The sequence below is a fragment of the Pedobacter sp. UYP1 genome (assembly GCF_040547305.1).
Lineage (GTDB): Bacteria > Bacteroidota > Bacteroidia > Sphingobacteriales > Sphingobacteriaceae > Pedobacter.
Genome location: NZ_JBEPPL010000002.1, coordinates 16,564 through 30,265 on the forward strand (window position 1 = coordinate 16,564; position 13,702 = coordinate 30,265).

The 13,702-nt window shown below is 39.1% G+C and carries 13 protein-coding genes; 5 read left to right on the top strand and 8 right to left on the bottom strand.

Features of this window, described 5'->3' with window-relative positions; genetic code table 11:
* The first annotated feature begins 137 nt into the window (after positions 1–137).
* The gene (gene hmpA / locus ABIB30_RS03960; protein WP_354299459.1) at positions 138–1,349 is read left to right on the top strand and encodes an NO-inducible flavohemoprotein; all 1,212 of its coding nucleotides are present in this window, start codon (positions 138–140) and stop codon (positions 1,347–1,349) included.
* 67 nt (positions 1,350–1,416) lie between these two features.
* Here hmpA and ABIB30_RS03965 read toward each other — a convergent pair whose 3' ends face one another.
* A complete protein-coding gene (locus ABIB30_RS03965) occupies positions 1,417–3,120 on the bottom strand; it encodes a glycoside hydrolase family 3 protein (protein WP_354299460.1) in 1,704 nt (567 codons plus the stop codon).
* A 319-nt stretch (positions 3,121–3,439) separates the two neighbouring features.
* Here ABIB30_RS03965 and ABIB30_RS03970 point away from each other — a divergent pair, with 319 nt between their 5' ends.
* A complete protein-coding gene (locus tag ABIB30_RS03970) occupies positions 3,440–4,051 on the top strand; it encodes a porin family protein (RefSeq protein WP_354299461.1) in 612 nt (203 codons plus the stop codon).
* A 61-nt stretch (positions 4,052–4,112) separates the two neighbouring features.
* Here ABIB30_RS03970 and ABIB30_RS03975 read toward each other — a convergent pair whose 3' ends face one another.
* The 6 genes from ABIB30_RS03975 to ABIB30_RS04000 form a co-directional block, all read right to left on the bottom strand.
* On the bottom strand, positions 4,113–5,423 hold the full coding sequence (locus ABIB30_RS03975) for a carbohydrate porin (RefSeq protein ID WP_354299462.1): 1,311 nt from the start codon (positions 5,421–5,423) through the stop codon (positions 4,113–4,115).
* A gap of 123 nt (positions 5,424–5,546) precedes the next feature.
* Complete coding sequence (locus tag ABIB30_RS03980; RefSeq protein ID WP_354299463.1) at positions 5,547–6,134, bottom strand: LutC/YkgG family protein; 588 nt, start codon at positions 6,132–6,134, stop codon at positions 5,547–5,549.
* Between the two features lies 1 nt (position 6,135).
* Positions 6,136–7,509 (bottom strand): lactate utilization protein B, encoded by a 1,374-nt coding sequence (locus ABIB30_RS03985; protein WP_354299464.1) that lies wholly within the window; start codon positions 7,507–7,509, stop codon positions 6,136–6,138.
* Between the two features lie 9 nt (positions 7,510–7,518).
* Positions 7,519–8,256, bottom strand: a complete 738-nt coding sequence (locus ABIB30_RS03990; RefSeq protein WP_354299465.1) for a (Fe-S)-binding protein — start codon at positions 8,254–8,256, stop codon at positions 7,519–7,521.
* Positions 8,257–8,449: 193 nt separating this feature from the next.
* The gene (locus ABIB30_RS03995; protein WP_354299466.1) at positions 8,450–9,034 is read right to left on the bottom strand and encodes a TMEM175 family protein; all 585 of its coding nucleotides are present in this window, start codon (positions 9,032–9,034) and stop codon (positions 8,450–8,452) included.
* Positions 9,035–9,114: 80 nt separating this feature from the next.
* On the bottom strand, positions 9,115–10,074 hold the full coding sequence (locus ABIB30_RS04000; RefSeq protein ID WP_354299467.1) for a quinone oxidoreductase family protein: 960 nt from the start codon (positions 10,072–10,074) through the stop codon (positions 9,115–9,117).
* 155 nt (positions 10,075–10,229) lie between these two features.
* On the opposite strand from ABIB30_RS04000, the gene ABIB30_RS04005 reads away from it, so the two are divergent.
* Genes ABIB30_RS04005 through ABIB30_RS04015 form a run of 3 tightly spaced genes read left to right on the top strand, consistent with a single transcriptional unit; the run spans position 10,230 to position 13,159 of the window.
* Complete coding sequence (locus ABIB30_RS04005) at positions 10,230–10,979, top strand: LytR/AlgR family response regulator transcription factor (protein WP_354299468.1); 750 nt, start codon at positions 10,230–10,232, stop codon at positions 10,977–10,979.
* Between the two features lie 11 nt (positions 10,980–10,990).
* A complete protein-coding gene (locus ABIB30_RS04010) occupies positions 10,991–12,070 on the top strand; it encodes a histidine kinase (RefSeq protein WP_354299469.1) in 1,080 nt (359 codons plus the stop codon).
* A 3-nt stretch (positions 12,071–12,073) separates the two neighbouring features.
* Positions 12,074–13,159 carry a sensor histidine kinase gene (locus ABIB30_RS04015; RefSeq protein ID WP_354299470.1) on the top strand — a complete coding sequence of 362 codons (1,086 nt, stop codon included), beginning with the start codon at positions 12,074–12,076 and terminating at the stop codon, positions 13,157–13,159.
* Here ABIB30_RS04015 and ABIB30_RS04020 read toward each other — a convergent pair.
* On the bottom strand, positions 13,136–13,693 hold the full coding sequence (locus tag ABIB30_RS04020) for a GNAT family N-acetyltransferase (RefSeq protein ID WP_354299471.1): 558 nt from the start codon (positions 13,691–13,693) through the stop codon (positions 13,136–13,138). The genes ABIB30_RS04015 and ABIB30_RS04020 overlap by 24 nt on opposite strands.
* Positions 13,694–13,702 lie beyond the last annotated feature (9 nt).

The following is a 13,702-nucleotide window of genomic DNA, read 5'->3' on the forward strand; positions in this document are numbered from 1 at the left end:
GCGTTAAAATAATAAAAGACATTTTAGTCTTTTATTATTTATTTACTATATTTGACCCATCAAACCATACCAGCACGCCTTTAAGAACGCGCAGTTGCACTACAATAAAGGATAAAAAGGTATTAATATATTTTATAATGACTGACGAACAAAAAAAACTGATCACAGCAACAGTACCAATTCTAAAAGAAAACGGCGTTTTATTGACCACACATTTCTACAAACGAATGTTTACGCATAATCCAGAGCTTAAGAACATTTTTAACATGGGAAATCAGCAAAGTGGTAAGCAACAGACTGCACTGGCTATGGCTGTACTTGCCTATGCAGAGAACATAGCAAGTCCTATGGTATTACTGCCTGTAGTAGATCGTATCGGGCATAAACATACTAGTCTGGATATCCGTCCTGAGCATTATATGATTGTAGGCAATCACCTGATCGAATCTATCAAAGAAGTGTTAGGTGAGGCCGCTACCCATGCAATTATCGATGCCTGGGGACTTGCTTATCAGCAGTTAGCAAACCTGATGTCGGGTCATGAAGCTAAACTTTATGAACAACAAACCTCAAGAACTAATGGATGGACGGGCTGGAGACCATTTATTCTTGGCAAAAAAGAAGCAGAATCGGCAGAGATCACCTCTTTCTACCTTTACCCGGGCGATGGCGGGAAAGTAACACCTCATCTACCAGGCCAGTACTTAAGTATCCGCACTTTTCTTAAATCCCTGAATTTAAAACAAGCACGTCAGTACAGCATTTCAAGTGCACCAAATAAGGATTATTATCGCATCTCTGTGAAAAGAGAAATGGGTGCGAATCTGGATACGAATGGATTAATTAGTAATTATCTGCACGATACTGTAAATGAAGGAGATGTTTTAGACCTGACTGCTCCTGCTGGTAATTTTGTATTAACAGAAAATACAACTGCGCCAATCGTACTGATCAGCGGAGGGGTTGGCCTGACGCCTCTGATGAGTATGCTGCAAAGCCTGATAGATAAAGACCATGAAAATCCTATTGTATGGTTACATGGTTGCAGAAATAAATCGGTTCATGCGTTTAAAGATCATCTTGACTATATTACGACTACAAAAAGCAATGTAAAGCAGCATACTTTCTACAATGTAGTTACTCCGGAAGATAAAGAACATGGTATATTAGAAGGCTACCTGGATATCAATAGTATTCCGGAATTACACAACGACCCGGAGACCAATTATTTTATCTGCGGGCCATCGGCTTTCATCACAAAACAATATCAGGATCTTCAGGCAAAAGGTATTGATAAGAAATCAATCTTTTTTGAAGAGTTCGGTCCTCAAGTACTCCAGATGAACTAAGCGGCCAAAAATCACGACATAAAAAAGAGGCAATAAATTGCCTCTTTTTTATGGTAACAGAAGGACGCTATAATCCAGCATTGAACTTGAAGAAATTATTGACAGTCACCGGTAATTTACCAGTAGCTACTTTTAGATTGCCAATGACTTCAGCTGCAGCTTTCTGCATATAATCTTCTTTCTGATACCCTACCACTAAAGACTTTGCATTTTCTATTCCCGGCAAACCAGCCAGGTTATACGGATTAGCAAATAATGCGAACACTGCATTTTTTGTTGCCATATCCCTGACCAGCATTTTCAAATCACCACTCAGTTCCATCCCATTTCCCGGACGTAACCTGGTGTCATGAATTCCAATAATAACCTGATCAAAACCAGCCAACTGCTTCACAACCCCGGCAACTGTATTTGCGTTTGCTGTTTTGTCTAAGTTGAAAAACATACAATTTTGGTATAGTTTCGCTGACTCCCGCTGAAACACCGTAATATCAGGTGTGCCAATACTAATAATCGCAGTTCTTTTTGCTAAGTTCAGTGATTTTATCCCACCATCACCATTTAAAATAGTCATGGACGCATCAGCCAGCTGTTGCAATAAAGTCAGGCTCTCTGCTCTGTTAACTTCAGCTGCAACGTTATGTGTATTCACAGTATCTTTTTTATAAACTCCTGACCAGTATTTAGCGATTAAGATCTTCCGCACACTTTCGTCAATCCTTTCCATACTGATCCTTCCATCCCTCACTGCCTGACGTACTAATTTAACTGCTCTCTTGCTATTCTCAGAAAGTTCCAGAATATCATTTCCGGCAATAACTCCCATTACATCTGCTTCACCATCTTTAAAATTCTTCACTACTCCTTTCATCTCCATCGCATCAGTAACTATCAATCCACGAAAACCAAGTTCACCCTTTAAAAGATCGGTCACAATAGGTTTTGACAAGGTAGAAGGAAGATTTGGCGTATTATCCAGCGAAGGAATATTCATATGTGCAATCATTACACCTGCAGCACCTTCCCGAATTAACTCCTTGAAAGGATATATTTCCAGACTATCCAAACGCGCTTTAGTAAAATTAAGCTGAGGCAGGTCGTAGTGCGAATCTACATCCGTATCTCCGTGGCCCGGAAAGTGTTTTAAAGTCACCAGTAGTCCGCCATCCTGCATTCCTTTTAGGTAAGCACCAGCTTTCACTGCCACATTATATTTGTCTTCTCCGAAAGAACGGTAATTGATAATCGGATTTTTAGGGTTGTTATTAATATCAACATCAGGTGAAAGATTCATCTGCATTCCTATTCTTTTGTAATCTTTAGCGACTTCCAGCCCCATTTTATAAATCAGTTCTTTATCTTGTATAGCACCCAGTGCCATTTGATAAGGATAAGCGATTGTACTATCCAGGCGCATTCCCAATCCCCATTCTCCATCAGAAGCAATTAATAAAGGGGTGCGTGCGAGTGCCTGGTACTTATTAGTTAAAATAGCTTGCCTGCCGGGGCCCCCCTGAAAGAAAACCAATCCGCCGATACGCTCTCTTCTGATTACATGTCCGACAGAATCTTCAAAGGCTTGTCCTTTATTGGTATGCGCTCTTACGAAAAACAATTGCGCAATTTTATGACGCTTTTTTAATTTATGCAGCACCGAATCTACCCAATGGTTAGGCTCATCAAGACTTTGGATATAAGATTTCTTTTGTGCCTGAGCAGAAAAGATAACGAATAACAACACAATAAATACGGGGAACTTTTTTTGAATCATGGATAATTGATATGGTTAGTCTCACAAAGTTAATCAAAACCACCAAACCAATGTATCAGATTTGATACACAAGGAACAGTTTTAAGGTGAAACTTCAATTTTAAAATCAGGAAACAACACACTGTATATCAACACCTAACGTCAGTATTTAATTTTTATATTCTTGAGATCTCTTAAATTGGCACATTTATTTCTATGCACTCCGCGTTAATCACAAAATTAGTGAGCTTATGAAACCATTATGATTTTTCAAATCACACAACGAAATGAAAAACAAATCATGATAGCTTCATAACCATTAAAAAACAAATACATACTCATGAAAAAGATCTTTATTTTGGCTATTGGCCTTTTTGTAGCTACAGCAGCAAGTGCACAGGATAGGATTAAATTTGGTGTCAAAGCCGGTTTAAATCTATCAGACATTATCAAAGGCGATGGCAACAACAACTTCGACACCAAAGTAAAAACAGGTTTTAATGCAGGGGTTACTGTCGAAATTCCATTAATCGCGGGATTAGCTTTCACACCGGAAGTCCTTTACTCACAGAAGGGTTACAAATTAACTTCTTCACTTGGAGAGTTCAGACAAACAACAAGCTTTATCGATGTGCCGATTCTTGCCAGTTTCAGACTGGGAAGCAGCTTTAATATTGTTGCTGGTCCACAGGTTTCCTTCTTATTGTCTACTAAGAACAAATTTGACAATGGATTTGGAACTGTAGAACAAACCAATGTAGAAGGAGATTCGGACAGATTTAAGAAAAGTCTGGTTGGTGGTCTGATCGGTTTCAGATATGATGTCAATGATAAATTTGATATTCATGGACGTTACGCGCTGGATTTCCAGAAAAACAATGAAAATGGAACTTCCTCTACTCCAGAATTCAGGAATCAGGTATTCTCTGTAGGTGTAGGTATTAAGTTTTAAGTATATCCATACCTATGGAAAATCAGCCCTGTCTTCTTTAATCAGAAGCAGGGCTTTTTTATTAAAATTCTACATGTGCTCTCAGGGAGAAAACATGAACTGGTCCACGGTCTTTATTATAGGCAGGATGCAAGATAAATTGGTAATCGGGAGAAAGGAAGAATTTCTTCTGATAAACGTTAACTTTATAATACGTTTCAGCAATCATTTCTGGTGCATAGTTTAATTTACCGTCACCGATAATGAATCCGTATCCTCCTTGAGCCAGATAATCACGGTGGTCTTTGGATATTCCATTGCCTACAAAGGCAAGGCCGATTTCTGAATTTTTCTGATTCCAGCCATCTCCTTTTAAAATTGCCCCCAAACTTACTGACCTGTCAATTTCTGTAAAAGCCCAGGTTTCAGTTTTCCCATCGTTATAACTTGTTTTGGCAAAAACTCCAAGATTAGCATTAATGTTCTGTTCTATATTAATTCCAAACCCATATTTATTTCTGCCATAAGCGCGGGTATCCGTAATATCTGGTGCGATTGGATTTTGCGCAACAGCTAAACGATAATCTCCCATTTTTGCGGCGTTGTCATACCCCAGGACACGCAATGTTCCTTTTTGTCCGCTAATCTGGTATCGCTTTTCATATTCAAGTGTGAATGCATGTGCTTTACCTATTTTACCATCCCAGATTGCTCCGTTTGCTGTGGTGGTAACCATTGTAGTGGCTAAGCGTAAAGCCCAGGTTGGTTGACCAAGTTCGAATACGACCCCAAATACATAACCTCTTGTATTGGCAGGATAGTCCCATGCTCCATTCGCCATTAATGACCAGTTCATGAACTGAGACCTTGCATCATGGCTAAAAGCATTGTTATCAAAGAAGTCACTTAATCCAAATTTACCTGCGGTAATAGAAAAGTATTTCTTTTTGCGGTAACTGGCTAACTGATTTGCATCATCGGCGATAGTATCCACTTCTTTTCCCCAGCCAAAGGTTTGAACAAGGTAAGCTCTGGCGATATAAATTGCTGGTTCCGGGGAGCCAATCCTGAAGGTTTCTCCATTTGGAAACCCTGCCACCCCTACGGCCTGACTAAATCCTTTTCCACCAGACATCTCCGGATTGAAGTAAGCTTCAGCTCCTTTCCATAATCTTGCTCCACCAAATAATGTTGTGGTAAAAGAAGTTGCTGTTTCATGAGCGTTAGAAAGGCTGTTTGTACCAGAATACGCTGCACCAAAACCAGGTTTAGTCTGCGTGATTACAGTTTGCTGGAAGTGGAGGTTGAATCTTTTTTTGAACAGGCTGTCTGTTTGTGCGAAAGTCGGCGCCGCCAGTAAAGCGGCTATACCCAATAATATTATCTTCTTCATAGGATGAGCGCAAAGATATTAGAATACAATATTACTGAGATTAAAACCAGATTAAAGAAATTCTTTTTTAACAGGCTAGCTTAAAGGCCATTCAGCCTTTAAGAAATTAATTCAAAGCATTTACTAGGCGTAAATAAAAATAGTCATACTTCTTGGCCCATGAGCCCCCAGAACCAATGACTGTTCTATATCTGCGGTCTTAGATGGCCCTGCGATAAAAGTTCCAAAGTCATATTCAGCTTCTCCGATTTTCTGATAGGCGGTGTGCATATCCGGGACTAATGCCGAAAGAGGAACGACCATAACTATATGCTGGGTAATAAAAGGTAAAACTCTGATTCCCATCTGGTCTTCAGTAAGCCAGAGTGCAGAGTTTTCTGCAACCCCCATTGATGATTTAAAGATGGCGACGTCCACATCTGCATAACTATGTGGATCTGAATTTAACTCAAAGGCAGAAATAGCAGCAGAGATCAATTCTTTGACGGTAGAAACCATCCGTTTTTCGCCCGAAAACTGTGCTGCAATTAAAGGTTGTATTGCAGCAAATTCATCAACCAGATGTACTGTACTTCCTATGCCTTCGGCCATCGCCTTAAATTTAGCTTGCAGTTCAAGAATTTCTACACGCTCCAGAGGCATTGCGGTTGGCAATGGAACCAGTTCAGGTTGATTTTGTCTTAATGCGGCTAATATTTTATCTCTGCTCATACTATTTAACATTCTTCTTATACCATTCTCCGAACGATTCTTTTGGAACGCCGGGCATATCTCTTTGCTTATACCATGGGTTAAAGTGGTTATTAACCGCAAATGGAATATACTTTAGGACCCATCTGCCTGCTTTTCCGGCAGTACGGTAAATCCCCGGCGAAGAAAGTGTATAGTTCATGATTTTCATGCTCATCTTTTTAGAGGATGTCGCATAGCCTTCCTGAACAATTACTTGTCTCCATTTATAGAGTTGCTGGTGAATATCAATTTTTACCGGACAAACATTAGAACACGACCCACATAAAGTGGACGCAAAAGGAAGATCTGCATATTTTTCCCGATCCAGATTAGGTGCCAGAATTGCACCAATAGGCCCTGAAATTGCATTGTGATAACTGTGTCCACCACTTCTTCTGTAAACAGGACAAGTATTCATACAGGCACCACAGCGAATACATTTTAAAGAGGCTCTGAAATCTTCCCGTCCCATTTGAACAGTACGACCATTGTCAACCAATACAAGATGCATTTCCTGCCCTGCCCGTGGTTTCTTAAAGTGGCTGGAATAAGTAGTGATCGGCTGCCCGGTAGCACTTCTGGCTAGTAAGCGCAGAAATACGCCTAAATGTTTACGCTTTGGAATAATCTTCTCAATTCCCATACAGGCAATATGGACATCTGCGAGATGGGCACCCATATCAGCATTCCCTTCATTAGTGCAAACTACAAATTCACCGGTTTCTGCAATCGCAAAATTAACTCCTGTTAAGGCTGCTTTCCTGGTCAGAAAAGTTTCTCTAAGATGTACCCTTGCTGCTTCTGTAAGTATTTGCGGGTCTGAGGTTCCGGCGGCGACACCGAGATGCTGATGAAATAAATCACCTATTTCCTCTTTCTTTTTATGAATACAAGGCAGAACAATATGACTGGGTGGTTCTTTGGCTAACTGAACAATGCGCTCTCCCAGATCAGAATCGATGACTTCGAGCCCTTGTTTTTCTAAATATTCATTTAAATGACATTCTTCCGTTAGCATGGATTTACTTTTTACCAGCTGGTGGATGCTGTGCTTTTGCAGAATCTGATGTACAATTTGATTATGCTCCTGCGCGTCTGATGCCCAATGCACAATAATCCCATTGGCTTTTGCCTTTTCTTCAAAGCTAACCAGATATTCAGCAAGATTAGATAAGGCATTATTTTTAATCTGAGAAGCTTTTTCTCTCAATACTTCCCATTCAGGGATACTATTGGCGGATTTATCTCTTTTCTGCCTGATCCACCATAAGGTTTCATCATGCCAGTTTACACGCTGTTCGTCTTTATTAAATACTGCTGATAATTCAGGATGGGTCTTCGTTGGTGTACTCATAAGCTAATTCTATCCCGCATTTAATATTTCTGCAATATGCAGCACCTTAATTTTGCTATTTTCTCTTTTTAAAATCCCTTCCATATGCATCAGACATGACATATCAGCTCCAGTTATATATTCGGCACCATTTGCCTGGTGGTCTTTTACTCTGTCTTTACCCATTTTCACTGATACAGCTTCTTCAACTACACAAAAAGTTCCGCCAAATCCACAGCATTCGTCTTCTCTTTTCAAATCAATGAGCTCCAGCCCTTCTACCTGCGCCAACAGTTGTTGAGGTTTAGAAAAATAAGGGGCAACTAATTCGCTCATTTGTGTAAGTAATAATCCCCTTTGACCATGACAGCTTTGATGCAGACCTACTTTATGAGGGAATTTTGCTTTCAGGTTTTTCACTTTGAGGACATCGACCAGGAATTCTACCAGTTCATAAACTTTGGTTCTGACTGCTGCTGCCTTATCTGCCGATTTTTCGGTATGCAAATGTTCTTTAACATGTAAGACACAACTGCCCGAAGGGGATACGATATAATCAAACTCTGCAAAATTGTCTACAAAAAGCTGATTACAGTTCTGGGTAAGATGTTCGAATCCTGAATTGGCCATGGGTTGTCCGCAACAGGTTTGTCCGGTTGGGTAAGTAACATCAAGTCCAAGCTTTTTAAGCAGCTGATAAGTTGCAATACCTGCGTTTGGATAAAACTGATCTACATAACAGGGAATAAAAAGGCCTACTCTTTTCATAAAGCGAAATCATTGAAAGATGTGTAAATCTCATTTTTACTGAAAGCACAAGTTACGAAAGTACGTTTAACGTGTTGAGCTTCTATCTCTGATTTTGGCAAAATATACAGCTTTATTGCTATATCAAAAATAATAAACAATTATACACCTTCCTGCCGGACTAACTGTACCGTACTATCTTGGTCTGAAATATTTACTGGTCTTGTGTCATGCTTTTTTCAATGCGGGAGTCGGGTATGAACCAGATTATTGCAACTAATACGTATAACGAAAAACTGATCCAGGGGTTAACCCACGACAAGGCGATAGCTGTTAGATATAATCCAACTGAAATTATGCCTTTGGTGCCTTTCCCTATTGCTTTACTGAGGTTTGAGTTCTCTCCTTCGTGTTTAATCAGGGAGTTTGACAAAATAGAATAGGCAAATGCATTCATAACCATCACAAAACCATAGCATGCTATTGGCCATTGGCTGAAATGGTTTTCACCCATCCAGGCAGTCACAAAAGGGATTAGTGATAGCCAGAATAATAAATGCAGGTTAGCCCATAAGATACGTCCGTTCACCGATTTTGCCGCCTGCAGCATATGGTGATGGTTATTCCAGTATATCCCTACATACACAAAGCTCAGGATATAACTCATAAACACCGGGATGAGTGGAATTAATGCTTTGAGATCATGACCACCATGGGGCACTTTTAATTCTAATACCATAATTGTGATAATGATGGCGATTACGCCATCACTAAAAGCTTCCATTCTTCCTTTATGCATTATCGTATGATTAGTTTTTCAAGTATAGTCAGGATCTTTTCTGCATACATCATTCCAAATTTATAGTTGAAGAATTATTTTTATGGAATCAGAATTATTTTTCCTGTACTTTTTCTGCTCTCCAGAAAATCATGTGCATTCTTCCCTGCTGATAATTTGAAGGAAGCTGGCTCAGCTATGGTAATTTGTTTTGTTCTGATCCATTCAAATAATTGACCTGATCTTTTTACACGCTCTTCTCTGTTGGTCAGGTAACTCCAAAGGTCTCCTCCTGTTAATGTTTTAGAGCCGTCCATCAGCATTCGGGGATCGACAAAGGCAGGGTCTCCACCACTCATTCCATAAAATACCACCTGCCCGCAATCTTTAGTTACGTTAAAGCTATCTTGCAAGGTACTTCCGACACTATCGTAAACAACATCTACACCGCCAGCCGCAAACAGGATTACTTGTTTTTTCCAATTGTCATTGTACAGATAAACCTGGTCAGCACCATTTTTCAGGGCGATGGAAGCTTTTTCTTCGGAAGAAGTTAAACCAATAACCGTCCCCCCCAGAAGTTTGGTGATCTGAGTCAGCAATTGACCTACCCCACCTGCTACAGCGTGAATCAGGACAAGGTCTCCGGCTTTTGTCTGATGACTATCTGTAGCGAGATACTGTGCGGTAAGCCCTTGCAGTAAAACAGCGGCAGCAGTTTCAAAACTAATATCTTCGGGAATTGGCAACGCATGACTTACGGGTAATGCTACATATTCTGCATTTGCAAATGGTACATCGGCAAATGAAATTCTATCCCCTATTTTAAATTCAGCATGGTTATTTGCATCTGCCACTATACCCGCACCTTCATAACCGGCGATATAGGGTGGCTGTCCCGTCAGGTGATAATTCCCCTTCCTCCGGTAAATATCTGCAAAGTTCAGGCCTATAGCCTTCATTTCGAGTAATATTTCTCCTTCTTTTAAGACTGGTTTGGGTACTTCTATATATTCCAGTACTTCCGAACCGCCAAAACTGGAGAATGTTAATGCTTTCATGTGCTTCCTATTAAATAATAACTAAATGTATGACAATGGAAGGAATAATCTTCTCTTGCTGCAGATCATGACATTTTAATGTACGATTAACAATAATCTATTGTAATTTAGTTTTTTAATGGTTTAAGAAAACCGCCACTATTAATACCCGTTTTATGCTATTAAATTGCGTTATCATAGAAGACGAGAATCATGCCATTGAATTGCTGACAGATCATATTCAAAACATGCCTAATCTTCATTTACATAAAGTCTATTCTCAACCTATAACTGCGTTGGCAGAGATTACAGAAGAGGACCGCATAGATATCCTCTTTATGGATATTAATATGCCTGGCATATCGGGAATGGACCTGGCTAAGATTCTTCGTCCAAAAACGCGCTTTCTGATTTTTACCACTGCATACCATCAATATGCAGTAGAGGCATTTGAACTTGAGGCAGATCAATATATTATCAAGCCAGTTACCTTTCCGAAATTTACTGTAGCCATAGAAAAGATTATCAGAAAAATTGGTAAAGTCCCTGTTCAGCCTGTGCCTAAATCAGAGATATTTATCAAAACAGGCGTCATGAATAAAATTATCAAGGTTAGTCCTGAAGAGGTAATTTATCTTGAAGCAAGGGATAATTACATCATTGTCCATACGGATAAGGATAGTATTATTACTTATCTTACATTAAAGGAAGCGCTTCAGACTTTAAATCAGCTCAATAATCTGGTACAGGTACAGAAATCATTTGTAATTGCCAGAAATAAGATAGAAATGATAGAGGGCAACCTGATTATTATGGCTAAGGGAACCCAGATACCGATAGGAAACACTTATAAAAAATCATTTTTTGATTATGTGAAGAATAATACGGTTGTATCGGCAAGGATAAAACCTCCCAGATCGCAGTAATCTTTGTTTAAATGATCATTTTTCATCCGGCGGGCTTCTTTAGTAAATACAAATATCATTTTTTGGTGTGGAGTATCTTTATAGCTTATCAAATATTGATACAAGCGACCTATTCCGGCAAATTCTCAGCTGCTAAACAATATTTTCTGGCCTATTTTTTCTCACTTTTGCTTTTCTATTTCCATGCCCATGTAGTATTGAAATACACGCTGAATACACCTAATAAAATTCTTAAATATAGCCTGGGAATATTAATCATCCTGGAAATTATAGGCTACCTCGTGATCGGAGGTCTGGTTACAAAATATCTGTATACCGATGAAAGCCCACAAAAATCACTGAGCCAGATTTTTAACAAAGCATATATAATTGGTAGGATCTGGATGGCCATTTATTATATGGGTACCAGCACCGGCTATTATTTTTTAATGCACCACCGGCAACAAAAACAGCTGGTAGAAAAGATGAAACAACAAGAGCTTAAAACAATTTTGTTGGAGAAAGCAATTAAGAATGAGCTTGTACTAACCCAAAACGCATTTTTGAGAGCCCAGATCAATCCTCATTTTTTAATTAATACGCTGAGTTTTTTATATAATGAGACTCGCAAACTAGCTCCAAAAGCTGCCGAAAGTATTTTGTCTTTATCTGATATCATACAATATTCTTTAAGTAAAGAAGTGGATGCTGGATTTGTGGAACTGGAGAAAGAAATCAGACTGGTGGAGAGCTTTCTTACTTTATATCAAGCCAGAGAACCCTTAAAAAAACAATTAAGTTTTTCTTATAATGCAGCGGCTTTGGCTGTCCCTTTTATTCCTATGATATTGATGTCACTAACTGAACGTATAATCAAACACGGTCAGCTCGATGACTCATTAAAGCCTGCAAAAATTAAGATAATCTATGAAGATTCTATCTTATTTATTGACACCTCTAATATGAAATGCATGGAGAGCCTGAGTACGCATGAAACAATTTTAGAAAGTATTAACAGCAGGCTTGCCACTGTTTATGGAGACAGAGCCGAATTTGGCTTTTACCTTGATACCCACAATTATTTCCATACTTATACTAAAGTTCAATTTTAAACCATGAATGACCGCTTATTGACCTTTCTGAATAAGTATAAATATCATTTTCTGGTATGGAGCATTTATACTGTTTATGAATTAACGTTAGTGGTGATTGCTACGGGAAAAAGCACAACATTAGATGTTTTCATTTTCTACAATACTTTTAATATTTCTTTGTTTTATATCCATGTAATCGTATTAAAGCACACGCTGGATGATCCGGATAATACGCTTAAACTTCGCCTTCTGTTCTTAATCCTGATCGAACTGGTACTCTATATTAGTTTAAAAAAAATCTGTGAAGTATTATTGTATGAAGCCATGGACTATGAGGATTCAGCTAATCTTTTAGAAGAAATGGTCAAGAGATTATATAGACCAGTTTATTTTATAGGTTATGGTACCGGGTATTATTTTTTAATGCGCAGCTGGCGTCAAACACAGTTATTAGAGAAAATGGAACAGCAACATTTCAAAAATCTGATACAACAGAAAGAAATTAAAAACGAACTGATATTAACACAAAACACCTTCCTTAAGTCTCAAATCAACCCGGAATTCCTGATCAATACCTTAGATTATTTATATCAGGAGACGCACGAAACTGCACCCAAAGCAGCGGAAAATATTGCATCATTATCAGCTATTATGCAATACGCTTTGAGCGAAGAAACATTAACTGGATTTGTAAAGCTTGAAAAAGAAGTCGAACTCATAGAAAACTTTCTCCTTTTACACCAGGCAAGGCAGGTAAATCGGGCACAGCTAAAATTAGTTTATACTCAGGAAGCCCTGGCCACTTCATTTATCCCACTGGTATTGATGACACTTACAGAGAACATTTTAAAACATGGTAAACTTAATGATCCGGATAAACCTGCGGAGATCAGAATAACCTGCAAAAATTCAATCCTTCGTATCGAAACGGCCAATCAGAGATCTAGTACCAGCAATTTCTCAAGTCATGGCATCGGCTTAAAGAACATCAAAGACCGGCTCTCCATGACTTATGGTGAAACCGCCTCATTCGATTATTACCTTGATTCCAAAGGATATTTTTATACGGCTATTGAAATACGGTCAGCTATTGGGGATTACACGTAGAAAAACATGTTCCATGCCATCAACATCATCCATAATTTCATCTACTTTGTTAAATCCGAGCTTAGTAATAAGCCGGAGAGATGCTGTATTGTCAGGTGATACAGAAGCGAGAAAACGGCAAATACCATACGCTTGCACTGCCCACTCCATCATTGCCTTTACAGCTTCAGTTGCATAACCACGCTGCCGGTAATTCACAAAAATACTATACCCAAACTCTGCAGCGTTTTTTCCATAGTCATAAATGTATTCAGGATCTGGCCGGTTATGAAAGCGGATAAGACCAATCATTACCTTTTCATCTGGTAGTATGATTGCTCTGGCTGACCATGGAGAATATAGCGGATCATCTTCCAGTTGCTTCTGGCCGTATTTAAAGCTATTATGATAGTCCAGCAGGTCTTCATTAATAGCTACTCCCATCATTTGCCCTGCGGTCTGTATATCGCCGGCAAGAATAGCTTCTGCTGCCTCACTATCTATCAGACGGAGTAATAATCGCGGGGTAGTGATTGTATCGCCGGGTTCTTTCATTGTTGAACC